Source organism: Variovorax saccharolyticus (assembly GCF_030316765.1).
Lineage (GTDB): Bacteria > Pseudomonadota > Gammaproteobacteria > Burkholderiales > Burkholderiaceae_C > Variovorax > Variovorax saccharolyticus.
In genome coordinates this window covers 330,461-354,211 of record NZ_JASZYT010000004.1, presented here as the reverse complement: position 1 = coordinate 354,211, position 23,751 = coordinate 330,461, and the positions used below count along the sequence as shown (strand labels likewise).

21 protein-coding genes are annotated in these 23,751 nt (G+C 65.5%); 9 read left to right on the top strand and 12 right to left on the bottom strand.

Going from position 1 to position 23,751, the window contains the following annotated elements:
- The first annotated feature begins 9 nt into the window (after positions 1-9).
- The 3 genes from phnX (at position 10) to QTI45_RS15515 (ending at position 1,805) form a co-directional block, all read left to right on the top strand.
- Positions 10-852, top strand: coding sequence for a phosphonoacetaldehyde hydrolase (phnX, locus tag QTI45_RS15525; RefSeq protein WP_286655008.1), 843 nt, complete (start codon positions 10-12; stop codon positions 850-852).
- 171 nt (positions 853-1,023) lie between these two features.
- Positions 1,024-1,233, top strand: a complete 210-nt coding sequence (locus tag QTI45_RS15520; RefSeq protein WP_286655007.1) for a hypothetical protein — start codon at positions 1,024-1,026, stop codon at positions 1,231-1,233.
- Positions 1,234-1,355: 122 nt separating this feature from the next.
- On the top strand, positions 1,356-1,805 hold the full coding sequence (locus tag QTI45_RS15515; RefSeq protein ID WP_286655006.1) for a hypothetical protein: 450 nt from the start codon (positions 1,356-1,358) through the stop codon (positions 1,803-1,805).
- Between the two features lie 101 nt (positions 1,806-1,906).
- On the opposite strand, the gene QTI45_RS15510 is transcribed toward QTI45_RS15515, so the two are convergent.
- From QTI45_RS15510 to QTI45_RS15495, 4 genes are all read right to left on the bottom strand, one after another.
- Positions 1,907-2,326, bottom strand: a complete 420-nt coding sequence (locus QTI45_RS15510) for a TonB-dependent receptor domain-containing protein (RefSeq protein ID WP_286655005.1) — start codon at positions 2,324-2,326, stop codon at positions 1,907-1,909.
- Positions 2,277-3,989, bottom strand: coding sequence for a TonB-dependent receptor (locus QTI45_RS15505; protein ID WP_286655004.1), 1,713 nt, complete (start codon positions 3,987-3,989; stop codon positions 2,277-2,279). Before QTI45_RS15505 ends, QTI45_RS15510 begins: the two co-directional genes overlap by 50 nt.
- A gap of 78 nt (positions 3,990-4,067) precedes the next feature.
- Positions 4,068-4,547, bottom strand: coding sequence for a nickel-responsive transcriptional regulator NikR (gene nikR, locus QTI45_RS15500; RefSeq protein ID WP_286655003.1), 480 nt, complete (start codon positions 4,545-4,547; stop codon positions 4,068-4,070).
- A 223-nt stretch (positions 4,548-4,770) separates the two neighbouring features.
- Positions 4,771-5,766, bottom strand: a complete 996-nt coding sequence (locus QTI45_RS15495; RefSeq protein ID WP_286655002.1) for a LysR family transcriptional regulator — start codon at positions 5,764-5,766, stop codon at positions 4,771-4,773.
- A gap of 131 nt (positions 5,767-5,897) precedes the next feature.
- Here QTI45_RS15495 and QTI45_RS15490 point away from each other — a divergent pair, with 131 nt between their 5' ends.
- Together QTI45_RS15490 and kdsA are read left to right on the top strand one after the other, a co-directional pair.
- On the top strand, positions 5,898-6,944 hold the full coding sequence (locus tag QTI45_RS15490; RefSeq protein ID WP_286655001.1) for an aldo/keto reductase: 1,047 nt from the start codon (positions 5,898-5,900) through the stop codon (positions 6,942-6,944).
- Between the two features lie 132 nt (positions 6,945-7,076).
- Entirely contained in the window at positions 7,077-7,928 is an 852-nt protein-coding gene (kdsA, locus tag QTI45_RS15485; protein WP_286655000.1) for a 3-deoxy-8-phosphooctulonate synthase, read from the top strand.
- Between the two features lie 14 nt (positions 7,929-7,942).
- Here the strand turns inward: kdsA and QTI45_RS15480 are convergent, their stop codons facing one another.
- A complete protein-coding gene (locus QTI45_RS15480) occupies positions 7,943-8,116 on the bottom strand; it encodes a hypothetical protein (RefSeq protein ID WP_286654999.1) in 174 nt (57 codons plus the stop codon).
- 316 nt (positions 8,117-8,432) lie between these two features.
- Here QTI45_RS15480 and QTI45_RS15475 point away from each other — a divergent pair, with 316 nt between their 5' ends.
- Both QTI45_RS15475 and QTI45_RS15470 read left to right on the top strand, forming a co-directional pair.
- Positions 8,433-9,125 (top strand): DsbA family oxidoreductase, encoded by a 693-nt coding sequence (locus tag QTI45_RS15475; RefSeq protein ID WP_286654998.1) that lies wholly within the window; start codon positions 8,433-8,435, stop codon positions 9,123-9,125.
- Positions 9,126-9,221: 96 nt separating this feature from the next.
- Complete coding sequence (locus QTI45_RS15470; protein ID WP_286654997.1) at positions 9,222-10,010, top strand: HpcH/HpaI aldolase family protein; 789 nt, start codon at positions 9,222-9,224, stop codon at positions 10,008-10,010.
- Positions 10,011-10,183: 173 nt separating this feature from the next.
- On the opposite strand, the gene QTI45_RS15465 is transcribed toward QTI45_RS15470, so the two are convergent.
- The 4 genes from QTI45_RS15465 to QTI45_RS15450 all read right to left on the bottom strand — a co-directional run bounded on the left by QTI45_RS15465 (position 10,184) and on the right by QTI45_RS15450 (position 15,093).
- A complete protein-coding gene (locus QTI45_RS15465) occupies positions 10,184-11,131 on the bottom strand; it encodes a homocysteine S-methyltransferase family protein (protein ID WP_286654996.1) in 948 nt (315 codons plus the stop codon).
- A 257-nt stretch (positions 11,132-11,388) separates the two neighbouring features.
- Entirely contained in the window at positions 11,389-12,930 is a 1,542-nt protein-coding gene (locus tag QTI45_RS15460; RefSeq protein WP_286654995.1) for a DUF1254 domain-containing protein, read from the bottom strand.
- A 342-nt stretch (positions 12,931-13,272) separates the two neighbouring features.
- On the bottom strand, positions 13,273-14,484 hold the full coding sequence (locus QTI45_RS15455) for a vanadium-dependent haloperoxidase (RefSeq protein WP_286654994.1): 1,212 nt from the start codon (positions 14,482-14,484) through the stop codon (positions 13,273-13,275).
- Positions 14,485-14,550: 66 nt separating this feature from the next.
- Positions 14,551-15,093, bottom strand: a complete 543-nt coding sequence (locus QTI45_RS15450; protein WP_286654993.1) for a vanadium-dependent haloperoxidase — start codon at positions 15,091-15,093, stop codon at positions 14,551-14,553.
- 1,013 nt (positions 15,094-16,106) lie between these two features.
- On the opposite strand from QTI45_RS15450, the gene QTI45_RS15445 reads away from it, so the two are divergent.
- Positions 16,107-16,364: an SWIB/MDM2 domain-containing protein gene (locus tag QTI45_RS15445; protein ID WP_286654992.1), complete on the top strand. Its 258-nt coding sequence runs from the start codon at positions 16,107-16,109 to the stop codon at positions 16,362-16,364.
- Positions 16,365-16,481: 117 nt separating this feature from the next.
- Here QTI45_RS15445 and QTI45_RS15440 read toward each other — a convergent pair whose 3' ends face one another.
- Positions 16,482-18,128 (bottom strand): amidohydrolase, encoded by a 1,647-nt coding sequence (locus QTI45_RS15440; protein ID WP_286654991.1) that lies wholly within the window; start codon positions 18,126-18,128, stop codon positions 16,482-16,484.
- Between the two features lie 178 nt (positions 18,129-18,306).
- Here QTI45_RS15440 and QTI45_RS15435 point away from each other — a divergent pair, with 178 nt between their 5' ends.
- Positions 18,307-19,983 (top strand): winged helix-turn-helix domain-containing tetratricopeptide repeat protein, encoded by a 1,677-nt coding sequence (locus QTI45_RS15435; RefSeq protein ID WP_286654990.1) that lies wholly within the window; start codon positions 18,307-18,309, stop codon positions 19,981-19,983.
- A gap of 339 nt (positions 19,984-20,322) precedes the next feature.
- Here the strand turns inward: QTI45_RS15435 and QTI45_RS15430 are convergent, their stop codons facing one another.
- Both QTI45_RS15430 and QTI45_RS15425 read right to left on the bottom strand, forming a co-directional pair.
- Positions 20,323-21,609 carry a porin gene (locus QTI45_RS15430; RefSeq protein WP_286654989.1) on the bottom strand — a complete coding sequence of 429 codons (1,287 nt, stop codon included), beginning with the start codon at positions 21,607-21,609 and terminating at the stop codon, positions 20,323-20,325.
- A 117-nt stretch (positions 21,610-21,726) separates the two neighbouring features.
- Positions 21,727-23,751 (bottom strand): 4-oxalomesaconate tautomerase, encoded by a 2,025-nt coding sequence (locus QTI45_RS15425; protein ID WP_286654988.1) that lies wholly within the window; start codon positions 23,749-23,751, stop codon positions 21,727-21,729.

Genomic DNA, 23,751 nt, shown 5'->3' with positions numbered 1-23,751 from the left:
ACGGACACCATGAACGAATCCTCTGCGCCTGCCGCGCTGTCTTCCCACCGGCTTCAGGCGGTCATCTTCGATTGGGCCGGCACGCTGGTCGATTTCGGCTCGCTGGCACCCACGCAGATCTTCGTGGATGCCTTCGCGAGCTTCGGCATCCAGATCAGCCTGGCGCAGGCGCGCGGTCCCATGGGCCTGTCGAAGCGGGATCACATTCGCAGCTTGCTGGACGAGCCGGCGATCGGCGCGCAGTGGCAGCAACGCTTCGGTGTCCCGCCCGGCCCCAACGACATCGATGCTCTCTACCAGCGCTTCATGCCGATGCAGATCGAGAAGGTGGGCGACTATTCGCAGCCCATTCCCGGTGTCGTCGACACGCTGGCTTGGCTGCGGGCGCAAGGTTTGAAGATCGGCTCCTGCTCGGGCTACCCACGACAGGTGCTGGATGTCCTGTTGCCCCTGGCCGCGCGTGCCGGCATCGTTCCCGACCACGTGGTCGCAGGCGACGAACTTGCGGCCGGCGGACGACCCGGTCCCTACATGGCGCTGGCCAACGTGCTCGCCTTGCAGGTGAGCGACGTGCGGGCCTGCGTGAAGGTGGATGACACGGTTCCCGGCATCGAGGAAGGGCGCAATGCCGGGATGTGGTGCGTGGGCGTCACGCTGTCCGGCAACGAGGTGGGATTGACCGAAGCGGCGCTGAGCCAGTTGACGCCGGCCGAGGTCCAGTCGCTGCGCCGCGACGCGGAAAGGCGGCTGCGCGCGGCGGGGGCCCACCTGGTCATCGACAGCGTCGCCGACCTGCCCCTTGCGATCCAGGAGATCGTCCGGCTGCAAGACGCTCAGGCCGCCACCGCGTAGTCGGCTCGAGGGGGCGCTCAAGCGGTGAAAGTCGCCTGGCGCGCTGCAGCTAGGCTTCGGCAAACTGTCACAGTTCGTCGCTAGCATCGCCGCGATGGAATCTCCACGAGCATTCATGTGCCGCTGCCTGTTCAGTGCGGGCGCTGCCATCGGATAGAGCAGATCCAACCGATGTCCATCGAGTTCCAATCGCTCGCGCTGGCCGTCAAGCAGCATGATGACGGGCACTTCTTCTGGGTGGTGATGGAGTCGTTCGCCGAACCCGTCGAGTTCGAGTCCCTGCTGGAGTCGGCCGCCGGCTTCGACAGCTACATCGAGGCGCTGGACGCCGGCTACCTGGTGCTCCGAAAGCTGGTGGTCGACCCGTCGACGGCCTGGTGAGATTGCTGTCGGGCCCTGCCGCCTTGTTCGAGGAACGCATCGTCATCGCCGCGCAACACGCGGCCCATAGCCTCGGGTCATAGCCGGCAAATCAGCCGCCGCGAGTCCCCAAGGAAATCAGCATGAACACCTCACCCATCATCAAGATCGTCACGACCACGGCCATTGCGTGGATGCTTGCAAGCTCGGTGCATGCACAGCCATCCGCCGGCCGCAGCCGCGCCGAGGTGCAAGCCGAAGCGATCGCTGCCGCCCACGCTCCCAACCAGAACGTCACGCGTGGATCGCGCGGCGCCGAACCGTTCACCTCGGTGGCCGACCCAGCGGCAGTGCAGCAACAGGCCATCGACACGGCGCGCGCACCCAATCAGAACGTGACACGCGGCTCCCGCGGCGCGGACCCCTTCACGTCGACGGCCGACCCCGCCGTGGTCCGGGCCCAGGCGGAGGCGGCCGCAGCCGCCCCCGATCAGAACGTGACCAGCGGATCGCGCGTGAACAGCAAGGTCGTGTCGACCATGCCCAGCCCGGCTCAGGTGCGCGCGGACGCTCAAAGAAGCGCGCCCCAGTGAAGGGCAGCAACGACTGGCTCCGGCGCCGCCCGGAGCTCGACCGGCAGCCATGACACACCAACCAGGCTGAAGCACGCTTTCGAGCCCGGCCCTCGACTGCGTCAAAAAGTCCATCTGGCGCTGACCCGTGCGCTCCTGGGCTCCATGGGATGCACATGCCGATCGTCGATGCCGCCGCCGCAGGCACCGCTCGCGATCTCGCCAGCGGTGCAGGAGGCATAGAAGTACTCGATGTCGTTGCTTTTGCTTCCCGCCAGATTGAAGACGTCGAGCCCGAGCGTCAGACTCCGGTTGACGGCATAGCGCGCGCCGACATTGAGCAGCGTGTTGCTGCGCGAGCGTACCGTGTTGAGCGTATCGAGCGCCCGCGGGCCGAGGTATCTCAGCCAGAGCGAAGCGGTCCAGGGGCCCTGGATGTAGGTGACGCCGGTCGCAAGCACGCTCTCGACCGCGTTGTCGACATGGTTGCCTTCACCCTCGGGCGGTACGCCGCGGAACCCTCGCGCGCGAGTACGCGGCATCGACATCGAAGCGAAAGCCCTTGGGCAGCTTCCAGCGCAGCGTAGCCTCGATGCCGCGCCGGCTGCTCGCCCGGCCGGGCTCGGTGGATCCGGAATCGCCGACGTAGATCAGTTCGGAATCCAGTCGAAGCTGCCACAGCGCCACGGTCGCGGTGACATCCTCGTTCGGCTGAAACCGCCAGCCGAGCTCGGCACCATGGCCCTTCGCGAGCGCCGGCACACGATCGGCCGGCAAGCCCGTCTGCGGATCGGTCGTGATCGTCGCCCCGCGAACGTCGTTGCTGTGAAAGCCAACCCCGGCGTTGAGGTAGAACTCCTGCTGCGGCGACAGAGTGAAGATGAGGCCGGCCTTCGGGCTCGCAAGAGAATCCTGACCGCTACCGCTGTTGACCGGGCCGTATACCGGTTCACGCCCTTCGACGTCGTAGCGCAGGATATCGCCGCGCAGCCCGACATAGCCACGCCAGCGCTCGTTGAACTGGACCAACTGCTGCGCATACACCGACAGCAGATCCTGCGACACCTTGTCGCTGCGCACTGTAGAGAGCCGTTCGCGCGATTCGGTGTTGTACAGGCCCACCTCGCCGATGCGGTCTGCCCGCCACTGCACACCGAAGCTGAGCACGCCGTCGAACACACCAAGCTTGGTGGGCATCTGGTGTGAAGCCTGTGCGCCAAACACGTTCCGGCGATCGGTCTGTTCGAACTGGTCGCCATTGACCGGGCTGTTGAGGAAGTAGGTGAAATCCGAGAACAAGTCGAAGCGGTAGGCCATCGCGTAGGCGCTGACGTTGGTCTCGCCGACCTCGCTCTTGTCGAACCATTTGCCCGAGAGGCTGTAGCGCTGGCTCTCACCGCCATCGGTGGGATTGAGCGAGCCGAAGCGCGGCAGTTCGCCGCTGTCGATCAACCTCTGAGGCACCTGGTCGGTCGAGTTCCAACTGGCCTTGTAGGCCATGCCGGTGATGCTGAAGCCGCGCGATGGCGAGCCCTGCGAGTAGCGCAACAGGGCGTTGGCCTTCCCGAGGTTCTCGGGCACGTCCCAGGGGCCGTCGTTGCCCACCAGCTCAACCGCCCCCATCCAGGTCTGGTCCTGCAGCGTGCGTGAACCGGCCGCCAGCAAGCGGCGGTAGTTGTTGGAGCCGAAGGTCACTTCGGCAAAAGGCGCGTCGAGCGCGCTGAGGTAGTCGATGGTGGCGCTGCCGGCCAACGCGAAGTCGCTGTTGTCGGCGAAGTACGGGCCCTTGCGATAGCTGACGCCCGAGACCAGCTCGGGGATCAGGAAGTTGAGGTCGGCATAGCCCTGGCCGTGACCGTGGGTCGGCATGTTGACCGGCATGCCGTCGACCTTCATCGAGAAGTCGGTGCCATGGTCGATGTTGAAGCCGCGCAGGAAGTACTGGTTGGCCTTGCCGTCGCCCGAATGCTGGGTCGCCACCACCCCCGGCACGGCCTCGATGATGTCCCCCGGGCGCAGCTTGGGACGCGCCTGGAATACCTGCCGCTCCGCCGCCCCCTCGCTGGCGCTGTCGGCCGAGCCGATGGCCGCATCGCGGGGCCCGCGGACCTCGACTTCAGGCAGATGGATTTCCTGGGCCCAGGCGCCGCCGCTCCACGAGGTGGCGATGAAGAGGGCATGAGGCAGGCAGCAGGCGCGACGCATGAACGAATTTCTGTATGACAAAACTTAAATTGTTCATACAAATGCGCGTCAGCGACATACGCCAACCGGCGCAGACGCTCAGTTGACCGGTTTCATGTGGGCGTGGCCCTTGCCGTGGCCGTGGCCATGGGTGTGCCGCTCGCCACCGCTGTCGAGCGGCACCAGGTGAACGTTGCCATGACGCACGCCACGGAGCGCCACGAGCTGATCTGCGCAGGCCTGCACGGCTGCGGTCGGGCCGCGCAACACCACCGTCTCGAGGCAATGGTCATGGTCGAGGTGGGTGTGGAGGCTCGTGATCACCAGATCGTGATGATCGTGTTGCAGGTCGAGGACGCGGCCGGTGACTGTCTGTTCGTGGTGGTCATACACGTAGCTGACGTTGGCAACGCACCAGCCCGATTTGTCGCGAGTCGGCTGGCTCAGCGTCGCGCTGCCGAGCTGCGAACGGATCAGGTCGCGTACCGCTTCCGAGCGGTTGATGTAGCCCTTGTCCGCAATCAGCGCGTCGAACTGGGTCGCGAGGTCGTCATCTAGCGAGATCGTGAAACGTTGCATGGGAGAGGTGGGAGTAAGCCAGCGAATGGATCATAGCCAGCGGGCCTACGAGCATCGTGTTCACTACTCCACATGAAGACGACGGTGAAGGGAGATCGCCCTCTGAAATCAACGGGCAAGGAACGTTTTGTCGCACGAGCCTGCGATCGACCGGCTGCGCAGCGCGGTTTGCGCGCCAGGTGGCACGAGGCATCAGCCGTTGGTCCATGACGAGCGGGCCCTGTCAGCGTCGACGAGCCTTCCGAGCGCTTCCCTTTGAACTGTCCGAATCTTTGGGCCCGTTGCTCTCCGGCGGCGCAAATCGCATGCACACGCGGTAGACCAGTTCGCGGAGCCACTGGTGCCCGGCATCGGTCTCGTGACGAGCGTGCCAGACGAGCGAGAGGTCTACCGGTGGAACCTCGACGGGCAGCGGGCTCACGGTGAGGCCCAGCGCGCCGCCCAGCTCCCGCGCTGCCGTGCCCGGAAGTGAAGCGATACCCCGAAAGCGTCGCAGCACGAACGGCAATGTGCTGAAACGGGTGGTGGTCATCGTGACGTGCCGGGCAAGACCACGCTGCGCCAGCACCTCGTCGACGTAGCCGACGAATTCGCCCCCGAATGAGGTCAGCAGATGAGGGTATGCAAGATAGTCCTTTAGGCTGATTGGAATCCGAGCCCGGACCACTTTGGGGTCGAAGATGCAGGCGAAGAACTCCTGGAACAGCGGCTTGGTGCGTATCCACTGCGTCGTGGCGCCAATATCCGTGATGGCAAGGTCCAGTGTCCCCGCCTCGAGCTGAGCGACTGCGTTGGCCCGGTCGACCGGTCGAAGTGCAAGCCGCACGCGAGGTGCCTCCGCTTCCATGTCGCCCAGCAACTCAGGGCCGAGCGTGACTTCCCCGATGTCGAACATGCCGAGGGAGAACGTGCGGTCGCTCGAGGATGGGTCGAAGGCGCTGGTCGTGAAGAGCGCGGCACTCAGGCCTTCGAGGACCGGCTTGAGCCGCTCCGCGAGATCGAGTGCATGGGCGGTCGGCTCCATCCCCTGCGCGGTGCGCACGAACAGGTCGTCACCGGCGAAGGCGCGCAGTCGGGCCAGGGATGCGCTGATGGCCGGCTGTCCGAGGTAGAGGCGCCTGGCGGCTCGGGTGACGCTTCGCTCGCGCAGCAGTGCCGTGAAGACGAGCAGCAGATTCAGGTCGAGCCGATGAAAATCATGCTCGTTGATATCAATCATGTTTTCAATCGATTTGAACAATCAGGGAGACGACTCTAACCTTCAGGGGTAGACAACGCATCCCCCTCCTGGGAACGTGCTGCGTCTTCACCAGTGCGACAAATTCAAAGCAGTTCACCCAGAGGACCACCATGCGCTACCAAGTTTTTGGCAACCACACCGGTTTGCGAGTCTCCCAACTGGCCCTCGGCACGGGCAACTTCGGGACGGCGTGGGGCTACGGCGCCGAGCCGGATGAAGCCCGTCGCATGTTCGGTCGATACGTCGAGGCCGGTGGCAACTTCATCGATACGGCCGACAACTACCAGGCCGGCCAGTCCGAGACGCTGCTCAGCGACCTGATTGCGCCGGTTCGCGAAAAGATTGTGCTCGCCAGCAAGTTCACGCTGGGCCCCACGCCGGCGCAAGCTGGCGTTGCGGCGACCGGCAACTCGCGAAAGGTCATGGTCCAGTCCGTCGAATCCAGCCTGAAGCGGCTGAAGACCGACCGCATCGACCTCCTTTGGGTCCATATGCCCGACGGAGTCACGCCGATGGAGGAAGTGCTGCGCGGCGTGGACGACCTGGCGCGAGCCGGCAAGATTGTGTACGCGGGCCTGTCGGACTTCCCGGCGTGGCGCGTGTCCCGTGCCGTCACCTTGGCCGAGGTTCGGGGCTCGCTTCCCATCGCTGGCGTCCAGCTGGAGTACAGCCTGGTCGAGCGCACAGCCGAACGAGAGTTGCTGCCGATGGCGCAGGCACTGGGCCTCGGCACGGTGGCCTGGTCGCCGCTGGGCGGAGGTCTTCTCACCGGCAAGTACCGTCGTGGCGAAGTGGGCCGCGCGACTCAGCTGGGCGTGCTCATCCACCAGGAAGACAGCGCGCAGAAAGGCGCGGTCCTTGACGCCCTGCAAGCTGTCGCCGAAGAGACGGGGTCGAACCCGGGACGGGTGGCCATCGCCTGGGTTGCAGCACGCGGTGCCATCCCCATCATCGGGCCGAAGTCGGTGGTACAGCTTGAGGACAACCTTGCCGCTGCGGATGTGCGCCTCACAGAACAGCAACTTTCGCAGCTGAACGCGGCGGGTACGCCCAGTCTGGGGTTTCCGCATGACCTGCTGAACCAGGCTTCGACCCGCCAGAGCCTGGCAGGGGGTCAGCTGGAGCAAGTCGACGCGCCGAAGCACTCGGTTGCATGAACCGCAGGAAGGCAATTGCGGAAGCGGGTTGAGCAGTCCCAGCACTGTGTCCGGTAGCCGCTGGTGGCCAAGGGCGTGATTTCCTGGTCGACCGGCGCGGGAGAATGCGAGCATCACTACTGGAGAACCATCTTGACGACTGTCGCCATCACCTCCGCAATCAACGTCAGCAACAGCAATGGCTTTGTCCTGTTTGGCGGCGTGAACGTACTCGAGTCGAAGGACATGGCCCTGCGTGCTGCGGAGGAATACGTCCGAGTCACGCGAAAGCTTGGCATCCCCTACATTTTCAAGGCGAGTTTCGACAAGGCGAATCGCTCGTCTATCCATTCGTTCCGAGGCCCCGGCTTGGAGGAGGGCCTGAGAATCTTCGAGGCCGTCAAGGCTGAGTTCGGCGTTCCCGTCCTCACCGACGTCCACGAGCCATGGCAGGCGAAACCCGTCGCCGAAGTGGTGGACGTTCTGCAGCTGCCTGCGTTTCTCGCCCGCCAGACTGATCTCGTCGTCGCTCTTGCCAGGACGGGCAAGGTCATCAACGTCAAGAAGCCGCAGTTCCTGAGCCCGCCGCAAGTGCTCAACATCGTCGAGAAAATCGGGGAGGCGGGGAACTCCCCCGTCATTCTGTGCGACCGAGGGACCTGCTTCGGCTACGACAACCTGGTGGTGGACATGCTTGGCTTCGGCGTCATGAAGAAGGTCACCGGGGACCTGCCCGTCATCTTCGACGTTACCCACGCCCTCCAGCAGCGCGACGCGAATGCCGCCGTCTCTGGCGGGCGACGCGCGCAAGTGCTTGAGCTGGCGCGTGCCGGCCTCGCCGTAGGCCTGGCGGGCCTCTTTCTTGAAGCCCATCCTGACCCAGCGCAGGCCAAATGCGATGGTCCCAGCGCTCTGCCGCTGGACCAGTTGGAGCCATTCCTCGCGCAGTTGAAGGCGTTGGACGACTTGGTGAAGTCGTTCGCACCCCTGCATATCCGCGCCTGAACGGTTCGCCGAGGCTAAGCGGGCGGGCGCGTTCTTTCGGGCCTCACATCGAAGTCATCATCCTCATAGATGTGCATGATCTCAGGGCGCCGCATTTGTCGGCCCTTGGACAGCCTGGCGCGCTCACCCTTCTTGGCGTACTTCGACAGGGCCGCAAGACGAGCGAGTTCCTCGGTGGATTCCTTCACGGTCCCGATGTATCCAACATCGCGAGCGTGTACGAATACCCACCATTCACGCGGTGGAATGCTCATGGCTTGGTAGCGGTTGGGGACGGCTTGAACATAGCTGAAGTCAAAAAAGCAGAAAGTGCTCGCGAGCGTTCACTCCTGTTCCGGGATCGGCGCTCACGACGGCACTGAATTTTGGCGCGAGGGACACCCGGGCGCCCCCTCCGCGAGGGAGGGGGCGGCACCTGCGATCGGGCGGTAGATTTGCAGCGGCGGCGTGATCGCCGGACAGGCCGGGGCGTACGTCGGCCTCTGACTTATGGGGACCTGGTTCATGAAATTGCCTGCATCGATGGCTGTATCGAAGAGCGCGGAAGGAGTGGAGGCGATGCGTTCTCTGACAATCGAGGTCTTCTTCGATTTCGTCTGCCCGTGGTGCCTGATCGACAAGCGGCATCTGGACGCCGCCGCGCGCAAGCTTGCCGAACTGCGGCAGGACGTGCATCTCGATGTCTTCTGGCGGTCGCATGCCTTGCTGCCCGACACCCCAGAAGGCGGGGTGCCTTATCAAGCCTTCTATGTGGCACGTCTGGGCAGTTCCGAAGCCGTCACCAGGCGCCGCGCCCAGGTGCAGCAAGCCGGCGACACGGCGGGAGTCCAGTTTGCATTCGATCGAATCCAGGTCTTGCCGAACACGGCCAAGGCTCACGCGTTGATGGAGCGCGCTGACCCGGCTCGGCAGGCGAAGCTGGTCGATCGCATTTTCACGGCCTACTTCCTTGAGGGGAAGGACGTCGGCGATGGCTCCGTGCTTGAGCGACTGGCGCTGGAATGCGGACTACAGCGAGATGTGTGCAGCAGCCCTGGAGCCGATGAATCGCGCGCCGGCGGGAGGAGCCCTGTGGCCACCTGCTATCCGATTCAAGGAGTGCCGTTCTTTGTGCTCGACGGGTCGTCGGCATTCTCGGGCGCAATGCCCTCCGAGACGATGCTGGATGCCATCCTGAAGGCGCTTGACGCAGTCTGAAGCACGCGTTCGAGCCTGGATCACGGGCTAGAACTGGCGGCCAAGAGCGGGCTTATGATCCAAGCCAACGGGGAGCACTCAGCGAGGAGTACTGCCATGACCTCTTCCGAAGCCGAGCAGATGCCAAGCCTCAATCGCCTGCGTGATGTCTGGGCCTCCGGGGCGTGCGCATTTGGCGCCATGGCGACGATCCCTTCCGTGCAGACCGTGCAAGTCTTGGCCCGGTCTGGCTTGGACTTCATGATCGTGGACATGGAGCACGGCCCGATCGATGCGCAAAGCGCTCACGCGATGATTGCGGCAACGGGTGGAACGCCGCTGGTCCCCTTGGTCCGCGTCAGCGGCAAGGAATCGTGGCACGCAAAGATCCCCCTGGACCTCGGTGCCATGGGCGTGTGCTTTCCGATGACGAGCAGCCGGGAGGATGCCTTGAGCATAGTCAAGGCAGTGCGCTACCCGCCGCTTGGCGAACGCCTTTGGGGTCCATTTTTCGCCCCACTGAGATGGGGCAGGACAATGAGCGAGTATCTTGCCGCGGCCGACGATGAGATTCTTGCCATCGGCGTACTCGAGAGCATTGGAGCGATGGAGTCCGTCGCCGAGATCGCGAGAACACCGGGTCTCGACATGGTCTTCATCGGTCCGGGCGATCTCGCCACGAGCATGGGCCAGCGCGGCCGTCCTGACCACCCTGACGTTCAAGCCGCGATTGCCGAGTTCGAGAAAGCAATCGATGGCAGCAGCATAGTTCTTGGAGGCGTTGCGACCAGCGCCGAACAGGGGCGTGCGATGAGGGACAGAGGCTATCGAGCGCTAATGATCGGCTTCGATTGGTCGCTGTTGCAGCGCGGCATCGGCTCGGCCCTTCAGGGAATGAGAGACTAGGCTGCTGCCGGCCATTTCCGGAGAGTCGCCCCTCGGTTGCGACGGCGTGCAGCGGGAGCGGAAGTTGGGCCTATGCTCGCGTACTACCGTGGTCGGCCAGAAGGAGTCCTTCGCGAGCGACCGCTGTGCTCCAGCGCGACTGCACTGACAACGGGCCCGCAGCGCGAGATTTGCTACGTCACGCGGTCTTGAACCCATGCGTCTCGGATCGCGCGTAGATGCCGGTCGTCGGTACCGCAGCAGCCGCCCAGCACATTGAGCGTCGGCAGTGGCGTGCGTAGCCTTCGGTAGCGCTCACCCAAATCGGCTGGGTCACCGATGTCCAACTCGGTCGCGGCGTCCAGCTCGGCGTGGCTGCGCGTCGACGCGTTCGCGCGAATGCCTCGAATCCTCGTGGTCCAAGCTCCACCGTCGGCGAAGCACGCCTCGAAGTGGCTCGGATGTGCGCAGTTCACCGCAAAGTATGCGGGCGCCGTATCTGCATCCACTTGCTCCATCGCTTCGCGCAACGACTCGCCGCTGGGCAGCCGACCATCAGTCTCGACCGTGAAAGATATTGCGACCGGCAAGCCGACCGCCTTGGCGGATCGAGCGACGCCGATGGCCTCGGCGCTGGTGGTCATCGTCACCGCTGACAACATGTCGACGCCGCCCTTTTTCAGCGCCACGGCTTGCGGCAGGTGATAGGCCGCCGCATCGGCCGCGCTGCTTGGTGCATCGGCCACGTAGCCGTCGCCGCGCGGACCGATGATGCCGCTCAGGACCACCGGGCCGCTTAACCGGGAACGCCATTCATCCCGAAGGTCACTCACCAGACGCGCGGCGTCGATGTTGGCCTGTTCAAGCGCCGATGCGTCATACCCGAGCAGTCGACCCCAGTCGGGGTTTGCCCGCCAGGTTGGCGTCTCCAGCACGAAGCCGGCGCCAGGGGTACTGGCGCACAGTTCGAGATAAGGCCGGTAGTAGCGCTGCAGCCGCTCGCGCCCCGCGTAATCCCGCAGCAGGACGAACGCCGCGAAGTGCGGCAAGTCCACGCCCTCCAGGAAGACAAGCGTCGTCTCAAGCCCGCCGTCGCTGAGAAACAGTGCACCGGCGAGCTGCGGAAGCGTTGCATCGATCATGGCGTACCCCCAATTTCATTCTGGCGCGCCCGCAATCAACTTGCAATCGCTTGTAGGCGCGATGCCGGTGCCGCCAAATTGCGATCGACCTCTTCCACCTGAAGGGCAGCGGCAGACCCGCAGTCGGCCAGAAGCAGGCGTTCAAAGGCGACGCCCAGTTCACCTAGAAGCGGACTTGCGCGGCATCAACACAACGGGCTCCAGCCGCACCTCGCGTTTCAATCACACAGCGCGTAGCCCTAGCTCGGTCAGGCTCTTCAATTCACCTTCGTGACCTTGGGCGGGGTCCACGAGCCGTTCAGGACCGATGGGGCTTTCTCGCTCGGCCAGTACATGCGCAGCATCGGAATGAACTCGCCCTTGGGCGCGGGGAGCCAGTTCGACTCCTTGTCCTTGCCCGGCGACTCGTTCTGGAAGTAGAGGGTGATCGAGCCGTCTGGATTCGCCTTCAGGTTGTTGCGCGGGCTGACCGTGAACTTGTTGAGCGGGTTAGGCACGAACCACCAGCCCTGGTCGATCATGTACATCGTGATCGACCAGAATCCGTTGACCGGAGGGGTCTGGCCCTTGGCGAACGTCACGGTGTACTTGTTGGCACCGGTCAGCTTGTCGCCCTTCGAATCGACCATCGTATAGGGGTAGACCGCGTCCTCCTGCAGGTTGGCCGGCCAGCCGAAGGCAGCCACCACGGCGCGCTTCATGTAGTCGGTGCCATAGACGCCGAGCCCTTTGGTGATCAGCCAGCCGTCGACCATTTCTCCCATGCTCTTCTGGTTGGCGCCGATCTTGTCGAGCGCGGTCTTCGGAAGGTCCTTGAGGGCGGCCTGTACTGCCGGATCGAGCTTGGCGAGCTCGAACGGCTTGCACGGCTCGATGCCGATCTTGGCAAAGCGCGCCAGCGCGGGCGCGTCGGCTGCGTAGGCAGGTGCGGCGTCGCACATGCGCTTGCTCAACCAGTTGAAGTAGCCCTCGGTTCCCATCGCCAGGATCACCGCCTGCGGCTTGTCGGTCATCGAGATACCCGGGTTCGGATTGATCGGCGGTGCTTTGTAGGTGAAGGGCTTGCCCCAGGATGCGAGCGGCGTGATTTTGTATTGCGCCTGCAGCGCGTTGGCCGCCTTGTAGTCGGCCTCCGTGCCGTCGGCATAGGTCCGACCGAGGATGACCATGTAGCGGGTCGCTACCGGAATGTGCATCATTCCCTTGGGTACATCGCCCTTCCATCCTGGGCCGGTCAGCAGGTAGTTCGCTGCCTTGCCGTCGGCAGTGCGGGTGCCCGGACTCGCGAAGATCGTCATCCAGAGATCGACCATCGGGAAGAGATGAAAGCGTTTGCCCATGTTTGGGTGGCTGAACACTTGCGGCTCGGCAAGGTCGAGCCAGGCCAGCGAGTACAGCGTATCCGCGTTCGGCGCCGACACGCCGCGATAGTCCGCTGGCGGATAGCGCGGCACGTTCGAGAACTGATTGACCGGCCCGGTCAGCGAGGGGCTCGCCTTGTCCACATTGGTCATCTGCACACGCGTGACGTCCGTGGTGACAAGCGAGTAGCCGTAGACGTAGGCGTCTGTGGCGATGTCGACCGCCTCTTTCACCTTGTCCTCTTGTGCCTGGGCGGTACCCGCGCCAATCGACAGCATCGCCACGACAGCGAGCAAGTTGAAATAGGTCGGCTTCATTTTCCTTGCCTCGATAGTTGATTCGCAGGCGCGCTTCGCGCGTACAAGCCTCAGCTTGGCCAGACTTGCAAACCCAGTGTAGGCAGCGCGATTTGGGCCGCCTATGGGACCAAGGTCCAATGGCAGGTGCGGCTTCTCATGGCTCGGTGTTCAGTGTCATTCACGGCTCAGTATCTGCCTCGCGGTCTGTTCCGACGAGGGAGATGGCGAAGGATTTGAGGCCATGCGAGCGTCTGCATTCGAGTCAGGCGGACCTCCGCTGGCCCGGCTGGCTGGCTAGTAGCGGACGCTCAACCTTTGAGCTCAGCGTCGCAGTTCGGGCGGATGCGAAGCCTTCTTCGTCACGCAGCCGCAGCCCGGTGCGTTGTAGTGCCAGTCGCAGCGGGTTTCGGTTTGCATGCCGTCTACCGTAGTGCGGCAGTGAATCATGGAGAGACCTACCGCACGGCTTGCTTATAACGATCAGCGCAACAGCTTGGCCGCGGCCACTTCGCCGACCTTCGTGCCCAGCGCATTGCCGACTTCACCCGAATTTCGGTAGTGGACACCGTCGTAGATCCGGGCGTTGACGACCTCTTGCGTGAAGGCATCGACGCTGGCCCATGAACGGGTGACGCCTGGCAAGGTCGGGCTGGTGCTCGACAGGCGCGGGGTCGGGCCGCTGCCGATCTCGGCCTTCAGCACGGCCCCGAGCGACGCAGCGATCGTGCAATGTGCGCAGGGGTACTCGGGGTGCATCGGCGTCTCGATGAAGGGCAGCCAGCCGGCGTCGCGCTCGGTGGCGTCGTTGCCGTCCTGGTCGCCGTTGCGGATCGCCGTGAACGGGCGCCAGAAGTGATACTGGTACTTGGCATCGAAGACGGCGTCGATAGCATCGACCATCGCCTGCCCGCTGGCCGCGAGCAGACGCGCGTTCTGCGTCACCTCGCGCCCAGGCTGGTTGGCCACCGAACGGGCAATCGGGAAGTAGATCGTCGGCGTGGTCGCGGTCCAGAAGCGGGCGATCTCGGTCTGCTCGGCAGTGCGTTGGCTGCCCGTACGCGCGCCAAGGGTCTTGACCTCGTTGAAGTCGCGTGCCCAGACGGCGCTCTTCAGGTCCGGCGGCGGTCCGGGGCGGAACTGATCGACACGATCCAGCACCCAGCAGCGCGCCGGCGGCAGATCGGCATTGGCCGGCACGACCGTCGGCACGTAGGACCCGGGGGCCGTGACGGGTCGGTAGAAAACCGGTGACGCCCCCGTCGGCGCCCGCAGGGCCAGGATGCCGGCCGCGGCCTTCTCGCCCAAGGCGATGCCGTCGGCCTTGGCCGGGCCCTCGGGCACGGTGGCCAGCGCGACCTGGTACGCCGCCTCGGTGGCAGCGCCCTGCGTCGTGGCCATGCGGGTCAGCACGGCGCGGTTGGCGGCGGCCACGGCAGCATCGATCGAGGCCCCCGCTGGCGCCTCAAGCTTCAGGTACCCGGCCTGCGGGTAGCGCCGGGTGATCGCATTGACGGCCTCGAACACCGCCGCCTGGATCAGCACCATCGGCGCCTGGCCCCAGGGGCCGGCCTGGTGGGCCACGGTGATCTCGCTGGCCTTCTGGTTCCAGTCGGTGACCACGTCGGCCCGGGCGCTGGCCAAGGTCATCAACGAGAGGGCCAACAGGCAAGGGACTGTCTTTGTCGCATCCATGCTGTCTTCCTTGAAGGGCCGACGGGGCCCCCATCATGTTCCCGCAACTGCCGCCGCGCAAGGCGGTCACTCGGTCGCTTGGAAGTGGTGCTTCATAACCCACTTGGCGACGTTCTTGCCCAGCTCGGCACCATCCTCGTTGGCACTGCGGAAGCGCATGCCGCCCCAGACCCGGGCGCTCATCACCTCCTTGATGAACTCGTTGGTCGAGTCGTACCAGCGGGTCGTCCCCGTCACTGTGCTGACGAAGCTGAAGCGGTTCTTCTTCGTACCGTAGACCTGCTGCAGCACCTCGGAGGTCGAGCCGGTAAAGCAACCATGGGCCGACGGGTACTCCGGGTGATTCGGCGTAGGCACGACCGGGGTCCAGCTGGCGTCTGCCGCCGTGGCAACGTTGCCGTCGTCGGCTGCCAGCGGGATCGCGCTCTGCGGGCGCCAGAAATTGAAGTGGTACTTGGCCTCGAAGCAGGCGTTACCGGCGTCCTGCGTCGCTGTCCACAGGGCTGCCATGACGCGGGCGTTGTCGGCCAAGCTGGCATGCCTGGTGGCGAACTGCTGCAGGTTGAGCGGCAGGTTGCGCGGCGGCAGCGTCGTGTGAAAGCGCGCCACCTCAGTCTGCTCGGCGGTGCGCAGTGCGCTGACCGCGCCGCCGTAGGTCTTGTCGTCAGGGCATAGGGCTTGATGTAGGGCGCCTGGCGGTTGACCGGGTTGAGGCCACGAAAGTCACCGGCGCCCGCGCCCGGTTGGTATGCGCCCAGCGCCACCGTGCGACCGTCGTTGGTGCGCAGCGCGAGCATGGCTTGCGCGACTTCGGCCCCGACGGCCATGCCGCGGGCCTTCGCGTCGCCTGCGGGAAGCTCCGCCAGGATGGTGTCGTACAACCCCTGATAGAGCGCTGTGCGGCTCGGGAACAGGCCCAGCAGCACGCGGTAGGCCGCCTCGTTGGCTGCCGCCTCCATCGAGGCTCCGGCGCTCGGCCCACGGTGGGCGTCACGGCGTAGGGTTTGTGTCCGCCGGCGATGGCGACCACTGCGTCGTACACGGCGAGCTGGACGGTGGCTCCTTCGCAGCATCGACCTTCGGGACGGCGCGGCTTATGTGGGCAGGGATGCTACGACGGGGGTCCATGCAACGCCAAGCGGCAAGCGACGAAACCGGCGCTTCGTAATCCGAAGCTGCCCTTGGGCGGCCTGAGCCCGGCTGCGGTGGCCCGGCGCCATGCTCGCTGTCCATGGAGCCCTGCCCTTCGCCTTCGCCTCCTTCCGCGCGCCGGACAGCGTCGCCTGCACCTTTGCCAGCCGCGACGACCTGGCCAAAGCTACAGCTAGAAAGCAATGGATGACCGCTTTGGCTGGATGAAACGAGCGACCGCTTGTGGCCGCGAGTACCAGTTCGCGGCCATGCCTGACAGCTGACCTTCGGCGGGATCGCCCGGTTGGCGGACGACTGAGATCGAGGAATTTGTGCAACAGGCGGTCCCGGCCAGAACCCGTCCTTCATCCCTGCCTTCCAATTATCCAAGAACTGACCGACGGACATGACGCACAACCGCCGTTCGGAGCCGCGCCCAGCGAAACCTTTTGGGGGGCGCTCGTAGAATTCACCGCTTTGCCGAGACAAACATGACCACTGCCAAGAAGCAAACGGCGTTCACGCGCCCCCTGACACCCAGCGTCGAACTCGCAGCCGTCATTGGCTCCACGCCCCAGCCTCGAACCGAGGTCACCAAGCTGCTGTGGGACTACATCAAGCTGAACAACCTCCAAAACCCAGCGAACAAACGCAACATCCTTTGTGATGCCAAGCTTCAAGCGGTGATGGGCAAGCCCGAGGTGACGATGTTCGAAATGTCGGGTCTTGTTGGGAAGCACCTGTCCTGAAGAGCGTTGCCGCACGCACGCAGCTGGCTCCGGCCGGGCCAGGAACAGACGTTCGCCACAGTCTGCATTCAAGCGCGGGCCGATTCCAGCGCCGCCGCTATTTCGCTCTTTTCCGAGTCACTTGGGCGAGGGTGCATCTGACAAGGCCGGATCTTCGAACGCGATCTCGCCATCCACCAACGTCAGCAGGCTTCTCGTGGCGGGCAGCGCCGGTAGAGGGACGGTCAGGATGTCCTGCGAAAGCAGCGCCAGGTCGGCTGCCATGCCGACTCCGATGCGCCCCTTGCTGCGCTCTTGCTTCTCCGCGAAGGCCGCGCCGGCCGTGTAGGCGAGCAAGGCTTGCTCGCGCGACAGCGCCTCGCGTGGGGATGCGGCGTAGGCGGTGGCCAGCATGATGTTGAGGAAGGGGTTGGCTTCCTCGGCCCCTCCGTCCGACCCCAGCGCGACCGGCACGCCGGCTGCCAGCAGGCTCTTGAGCATCGAATGCGGTTCGGTAGGCCGTCGCGGTGCGCCGGCAGGCGGAAAGTGCGTCGGGTTCTGGATGACGACGACGCCGAGCCGCGCCGCCTGCGCAAGCGTGTCGTCGCGGATGCCGTCGCCGTGCTCGATCCGAACCCGCTTCTCCCGCCACGCCTCCGCGGAGGCCAGCGATTCCATCATGGCAAGAACGCGATCGGTTTCGGCATCTCCGACGACGTGCAGCGCTATTTGCCCGGGCCGGCGCAATGCGGTCTGCAGGATCTCGCGCACCTGCGCATCGCTGTGGTTGGAGCGGCCGCGCCAGTCCGGGCGCCCGGCATAGGGTTCGCGCTGCCGCGCGTTCTGCTCGAGCGGCGTACCGTCGAGCATCCATTTCGGGCCGTCGATTCGAACCCGTGGCGGCAAGGTCTTCGGTGCCTCGTCCATCGCAGCCCATCCACCGGCAATGCTGGGCACCGCGCCGGTCGCCCACGAATAGACCGTCCACTTCTGCGGGGTCTTTGCTTTCGCCAGCGTGTCCAGCGTGACCTCCAGCGTCTTGCCGCTGTTCATCAGGTGGATGCTGGTCACCCCCCAGCGCGCATAGCGCTGTCCCGCGGCTTGGAACGACGGCGCGAGCTTTGCCGGGTCGTTCGGCGTTGCGCGGATTTCGGGAACGGGTGACGCGCCCTCGTCGGCCCGGCCGTTGAGCCGGCCGCTGGCGTCACGGCCCCATTGGCCACCGATCGGGTTGGCCACGTCCTCTGCGATGCCGATGCGCTGCAAGGCGGCGCTGTTGACGATCGCCGTGTGCCCCCAGAAGCCGCGCAGAAGCACCGGCCTGTCGGGCGCCACGGCATCGAGCGCCATCCGCCAGTTGCGTTGGTCGCGGGCAACGAGCGGGCCGATCCAGGCGCTGATCCAGTCGCCGGGCGTCTTTGCCGCGGCGGCGACGGCGGCCAGGGCCTGTTCGGCCGTCGGTCCGGGAAACGGCAGGCCCGGCATTGGCAGGGGTGCCGAGGGCAGCGTGCTGCCCAGGTGGACATGGGATTCGATCAGACCCGGGGTGGCGAGCCGGCCACCGGCGTCGATGACGCGTGTGGCAGGCCCTGCCAGCGCGCGAACTTCGGCATTGCCGCCAACGGCGCTGAACAGGCCGTCCTCGATCGCCACGGCTTCGACCCGGGGCCGCGCGGGGTCGGCGGTGAAGACGTTGGCATTGACGATGACCAGCGATGGCGCGGCGAAGGCGGCCTCGCTCAAGAGCAGGGCCGCGGCAAGGAGGGCGTGGCGCTTGGAGTGCATGACGGGTTCTCGAAGAATGTCGAAGCCCGGACGATTGACCAGCGGCCCGGAAAAGTCCCGATCGGATGGCGAAAACGGACGAAATCACCCGAAGCGCAGGTGGGCGCGCGCAGAATGGTCCGCGCGCGTTCCTGCGCAAGGGCACAGCTTGGATCGAGCCTCACAGGATTCCATCGTCATGCCGACCCGCCTGCAGGTCGCTGGCTTTGTCGTCGACTTCGCCCAGGAGGCACTCCTCGATGCTGCCGGCCGGCCGGTCGAACTGCGGCCGCAGGCGTTTCAGGTCTTGCGACACCTGGCCCAAAGCGCGGGGCGACTGGTCACCAAGGACGAGCTCATGGCCGCCGTCTGGCCGGACGTCGTTGTCACCGACGATTCGCTCGTCCAGGCAATCGGCGACATACGCCGCGCCCTCGGCGACGCCGGTCATCGCCTGGTGAAGACGGTGCCGCGCCGCGGCTACATGCTGATGGCGGCCGCCATGGCTGATGACACCTCGAGCCAGAACGCCGGTGTCGCGGGTACTTCGTCGAGACCCGCGCGCCGTTGGCTGGCCCTGGGCAGCGTGGCCATCTTGCTGCTGGGCGCGGTCGTGTTCTGGCAAGAGCGCGTTCGAACCGACGCGTCCGGGGCGGTTGACGATCCCGGCGGGCCGCCGTCGATCGCGGTGCTCGCGTTCAAGGGCCCGCCCGGCGATGCCGACGGCGCGGTTCTCGCCCGCAACGTGGCGGCGGACCTGGTGTCCGAGCTGGCGCGCAGTCCCAACCTGCGCGTGGTCTCGAGCCAGTCGAGCTTCCAGTTCGCCGAAGGCAAGACGCCGTTGGCAGAGGTCGGCAGGCGCCTGCGCAGCCGGCATATCGTGGACGGCAAGGTGCGGCGCGAAGGCGAGCAGTTGCGGATGGGCGTCGAGTTGCTCGACAGCCAGGACGGTCGGATCGTCTGGTCAGCCTCCCACGTGGTCGATCGCGCCGAGCTCGGCGCCGCGCAGCTGGCTCTGGTGGGCCGCATCGCCGGTACGTTGCAGGCGAAGGTGGCCGCGACCGAGCAGCGGCGTGCGCTTGCGCAGCCGCCGAAGACGCTCGACGCCTATGTGCTGGTGGCGCATGGGAGGGCCATGATGGTGCGGTACAACGCCGACGGCATCCGCGCGTCACGGCGCCATTTTTCCGAGGCCATTGCGATCGATCCCGACTACGCAGCCGCATGGGCCTTTCTTGGCATCGCCAACACGGTCGACATCGGTCTGCACCTGACGGGTGAGTGGGACGGGCGGCGCGTCGACGAAGTGCTGGGCCAGATCAGACGCGCGATCGAGCTGCAGCCGGGCCTGCCGGTTGCCTATGTCGCCCTGTCGCAGGCACAGAGCCGCGCAGGAGACCTCGATGCCGCGCTCGCCGCTGCGCAGCAGGCTTGCCGGCTCAGTCCGAACGATGCCGAATGCTTCTACATCCTCGGCGCGGCACATCTCCAACTCGGCCAGATCGAACCTGCACTCTCAAACCTTGAACAGGCGATGAACCGAAACCCGCTACCACCGGCGTATCTCCCGGCTTTCTATGCCACCGCGCTCTGGGCGAATCGACGCTTCGAGGAAGCAATCCGCGCGGCCGACGACTGCCTGACGCGGGCGCCGGACTTCTGGCGTTGTCGTCAGGACCGGATCGCCGCCCTGGTCGAACTCGATCGCCTGCCCGAAGCGCGGAAGGAGGCGGCACTGCTGCAGGCGAAGGTTCCGCGCATAGGGAGCGAATGGTTCGGGTCGACATTCGGCGACCACGCCGCAGCCCTGCGCGAGCGACGCGTGACTGCAGCGCGGTCGGCAGGCATTCCAGACACGCCCACAGTTGCGCAATAGAAAATTTGATCAGCCCAGGAGCATCGTCGAGTTGCGGGCCAGCACCACTTTGACCGTTCTGCGACTGCGAAAGCGACCGCTTTCGGGCATGCTGTGCGGTGCCGGCTACTTCCGCTCAGGGCCGCGAACGCCAGTTCGCGCGGTTCGAGAACAGTCGTTGGCCGGCGCTTCAGCCCCTTCCCTTCGCCGACCGACACGCGAAGTCAAGTTGCCGCGTAGAGCCGACGCTCGTACGGAAAATCGCCAAAGTCAGCTTTTGGCAACTGCCGTCGCTCCGCTGCAAAAAGCGACCGGCAGCAACCAGTCTGAAGCGGTAGTAGCCTGCCCAACCGCGCGGCGTCAAAACGAGTGACGCAACCCGAAGTCGTAGCCCGTCGAGCTTTTCGGCGCCAGGCCCGTGGCGGCCGCCCCGGCGGTGATGTACGCCAGACTGCCCGCTGCAACCCCCATGATTGCCGGATTGTTCTGGCCGTCCTTGACCCGGACGTGAGCCACGGTGGCGTACAGAGCGGTGCGCTTGGACAGATTGTGGACATATCCCAGCGCCAGCTTGCTCGCCGACGCATCGCGGCTTGGCGTACCTGGTGGCACGGCGCCCAGATCGTTGTCGAAATTCACCCGTGCGACCGACGCCTTGAACATCCCCGCGCCGACGGGCACGGTCATCCCGATCATCGCGCCGTTGTAGTTGTCGTGCTCCTCGACTGCGGGACGGATCACGCCCCGGATCGGCGTGACGGTATCGGTGCTGTCGCGCACCTGGGACAGTTCGCCCATGAGCTTGAGAATGCCGAAGTCATAGGAAGCGCCGAGGTTGACGGTTCGCAGATTCTCGGAGAATCGGGCGCCCGTCGCGAGTCCGGCCGGCGTCAGTGCCGTGGTGTCGGCGGCCTGGCTCTCGCCGTAGGCCACCGCGACATCCAGCGGGCCGCTGGTGTAGCCGAAGCGCCCCCCGTAATAGCGCCCCTTTGTCGATGGGCTGCCTGGGACGATGCTCGAATCCACGTTCTCGGGAAGCGCATACATCACCTGGCCATAGAAGCCTGCGAGATCCCGCGGAAGAAAGTACCCGATGCTGTTCGACGCCCGGACGGCATTGTCATTGGCAGACACCGGCGAGCCCGGCCCGCGCGCGATGGCAATGCTTCCGCTGACAGTCTTGAGCAGGTTCTCGCCCACGCCGACCGCGCCCATCGGGTCGAATACGCTCTCGTTCCAGTAGGTGGGCACATAGTCTCGCCCCAGCCGTACCTCGCCGAACTTGCTGCCCGACAGGCTGACCGTGGAACGTCGCGCGAAAGCGGCGTTCGGAATCAAGCCTGTATCCAGATTGAACCCCGCCTCGAGCCAGAAGCTGGCGGCCAATCCTCCACCGAGATCCTCTACGCCACGGAAGCCGAAGCGGCTGGAAGCGTTTCCGCCGCTCGAGAGCGCCGTCTGGGAGCGCCCCACTTCGATGGGTGTGGCGACAGGAGGCAAAGACGCAATGGGTGAGTAGTAGAAGACACTCTTCGTGCTGTAGTAGCTGACGGCAGCGTCAGCCACGCCGAAGAGCGTCACGGAAGATTGGGCCATCGCGGCGCCCGATGCGGCCAGGCCCGCGATGGCGATGAAGGATTTGCTCATGTCTGTTTTTCTTCGCAAGGGTGGGTCAGCGGCCGCAAGCGCGCAGCGCATCCGCTGGGGACGCAGCTTGCAAGCCGCCGGAATGTGAGGCTGGGCACGCCAGCGGAGACTTGTCGATCAGTCCAGCACCGGGACAGGCGCCTCCTGGGCCGCGAGTGCGCCCTCGGCGACCACCCCCTGCCATCGGCTGAGGTCGTCACTCACGCGCTGGCGCAGCGCCGTGGGCGGTCCCGCCTCGACCTTCGCGCCCTGGCTCTCGAAACGTTCGACGACCTCCGGGTCGGCGAGCACTTCGTTGAGCGCCTGGTTCAGGCGCTGGATGGATGACGCAGGCGTTCCGGCAGGTGCGAAGAGCCCATACCATTGCGCGACGTCCACCCCGGGTACGCCCAGTTCTGCCAGCGTCGGAACGGCCGGAAAGGCCTCCAGGCGCTTCGGGCCCGCAACCGCCAATGCGTGAAGCCGCCCTGCCTTGATGAAGGGGTACGCAGTAAACAGGCTCGGGAACATGATCTGCGATCTGCCGCTGACCGTGTCCGCGATCGCTGGAGCGGCTCCTTCGTAGGTCGCGCTGGCCATCGACGTTCCGCTGCTGAGCTGGAACAGTTCGGCAGCGAAATGCGGTGGCGTTCCATCGCCGGCCGATGCATAGCTGAAGGAGCGAGGTGCCGCCCTCAGCCGCGCGATGAGCGTTTGCAGGTCAGAAGCGCCACTCTCCGGGTGCGAGACCATCAAGGTCGACGAAGAGCCGACCAACCCCACCGGCTCGAAGTCGCGCACCGGGTCGTATCCCACCGTTTGCAGCGCCGGGTTCATTGCATGCGTGCCGACGTAGCCGAACATCAGGGTGTGGCCGTCCGGCGAAGCACCTGCCACGTACTCGCTGGCAATGGCGCCGTTCGCCCCGGCCCTGTTGTCGACGACCACTTCCTGGCCCAGCACCGGGCCCAACCTGGACGCAATGATCCGGGCCATGGTGTCATTGCCGCCACCGGCGCGCGTCGGCACGATGATCGTCAAGCTCTTGCGCGCGAATCCTGACGACGAGGCACCCTGCTCTTCCGATCGTGGGAACACATAGTCGGGCAGATGCAGTTCACCCTGCATGATTTTTCGAGCCGTCCGAACCAGGGCGGCACGCTCGACCGTCGCAGCTTCTGCACGGCCCGCCAATTCGACCTGGACGTCGATCTGGCCGGCGGGATGCAGCACGATCAGGCCATGCTGCCCTGGCTCGCGCGCGATCCCACTCGCCACCGTCCCCGGCAGGGCAAACGCGCTGGCGACACCAATGGCGCCCGTCACCGCGTGCGATGCGTGGCACTTGCGCGGCGTGAAGTAGCGAGAGCTGATGCTGTCTCTCGACGTGCCCGCACTCACGAGCACCGGCTTCGGGATCACGCTGTGGGACACGTCGCCGAGCCCCATCCTGCGGCCGGCCTCCAGCCGAAGACTTTCGAGTCGCTCGAGCAATGCGGCATTCGCGTCCAAGGCGGCCGGCTTCTCGGCGCCCGTCACGCCCAGATCGGCCGCGCGCACGATCATCAGCGGCATCGCCGCATCGATGCAGGTGACCTCGATGCCGTCGATGAGGTCGATCCGTTTGCCAGTCGGAAAGACCTGACCCGTGACCGCGCCCCAGGCGTCGAGGAAGTTGAGCAGGATGGGTGCCGCCGTGCCGGCCACGCCGTCGATGCGGGCGTCGCCTTCGTATGTCACCCGGTTGCCCGGCGTCCGCACGACCACATCGATGCGGGACCTGGTGTTGACGTTGTAGACCCGCACGCTCGTCGTGCCGTTCTGCGCGGCGACCAGGCCCTGCTCGATCGCGAAAGGAGCGACGCCCGAGAGCATGTTCCCGCAGTTCGGCCGCGTGTCCACCGACCGGTGGCCGACGCCGACCTGCGCGAAGAGGTAGTCGATGTCGCAGTCCGGCTGCGATGAACGCGACACGATGGCCACCTTGCTGTTCAGGGTGCTGCCGCCCCCCAAGCCGTCGAGCTGCAGCGGGTCGGAGGCTCCGATGGCGCCGATGAGCGCCTGGTCTCTCGCCTCGTCGCCATCGGGCAGCCATTCGCGCAAGAAGAAGGGGCCACGCGAAGTACCGGCGCGCATCAGCACGCAGGGGATCGATCGGTTCAT

Bases quoted from the DNA above. Each gene is read 5' to 3' on its own strand.
- phnX (WP_286655008.1), top strand. From the start codon at position 10: ATGAACGAATCCTCTGCGCCTGCCGCGCTGTCTTCCCACCGGCTTCAG.
- QTI45_RS15520 (WP_286655007.1), top strand. From the start codon at position 1,024: ATGTCCATCGAGTTCCAATCGCTCGCGCTGGCCGTCAAGCAGCATGAT.
- QTI45_RS15515 (WP_286655006.1), top strand. From the start codon at position 1,356: ATGAACACCTCACCCATCATCAAGATCGTCACGACCACGGCCATTGCG.
- QTI45_RS15510 (WP_286655005.1), bottom strand. From the start codon at position 2,326: ATGCCGCGTACTCGCGCGCGAGGGTTCCGCGGCGTACCGCCCGAGGGT.
- QTI45_RS15505 (WP_286655004.1), bottom strand. From the start codon at position 3,989: ATGCGTCGCGCCTGCTGCCTGCCTCATGCCCTCTTCATCGCCACCTCG.
- nikR (WP_286655003.1), bottom strand. From the start codon at position 4,547: ATGCAACGTTTCACGATCTCGCTAGATGACGACCTCGCGACCCAGTTC.
- QTI45_RS15495 (WP_286655002.1), bottom strand. From the start codon at position 5,766: ATGATTGATATCAACGAGCATGATTTTCATCGGCTCGACCTGAATCTG.
- QTI45_RS15490 (WP_286655001.1), top strand. From the start codon at position 5,898: ATGCGCTACCAAGTTTTTGGCAACCACACCGGTTTGCGAGTCTCCCAA.
- QTI45_RS15475 (WP_286654998.1), top strand. From the start codon at position 8,433: ATGAAATTGCCTGCATCGATGGCTGTATCGAAGAGCGCGGAAGGAGTG.
- QTI45_RS15470 (WP_286654997.1), top strand. From the start codon at position 9,222: ATGACCTCTTCCGAAGCCGAGCAGATGCCAAGCCTCAATCGCCTGCGT.
- QTI45_RS15465 (WP_286654996.1), bottom strand. From the start codon at position 11,131: ATGATCGATGCAACGCTTCCGCAGCTCGCCGGTGCACTGTTTCTCAGC.
- QTI45_RS15455 (WP_286654994.1), bottom strand. From the start codon at position 14,484: ATGGATGCGACAAAGACAGTCCCTTGCCTGTTGGCCCTCTCGTTGATG.
- QTI45_RS15445 (WP_286654992.1), top strand. From the start codon at position 16,107: ATGACCACTGCCAAGAAGCAAACGGCGTTCACGCGCCCCCTGACACCC.
- QTI45_RS15440 (WP_286654991.1), bottom strand. From the start codon at position 18,128: ATGCACTCCAAGCGCCACGCCCTCCTTGCCGCGGCCCTGCTCTTGAGC.
- QTI45_RS15435 (WP_286654990.1), top strand. From the start codon at position 18,307: ATGCCGACCCGCCTGCAGGTCGCTGGCTTTGTCGTCGACTTCGCCCAG.
- QTI45_RS15430 (WP_286654989.1), bottom strand. From the start codon at position 21,609: ATGAGCAAATCCTTCATCGCCATCGCGGGCCTGGCCGCATCGGGCGCC.
- QTI45_RS15425 (WP_286654988.1), bottom strand. From the start codon at position 23,751: ATGAACCGATCGATCCCCTGCGTGCTGATGCGCGCCGGTACTTCGCGT.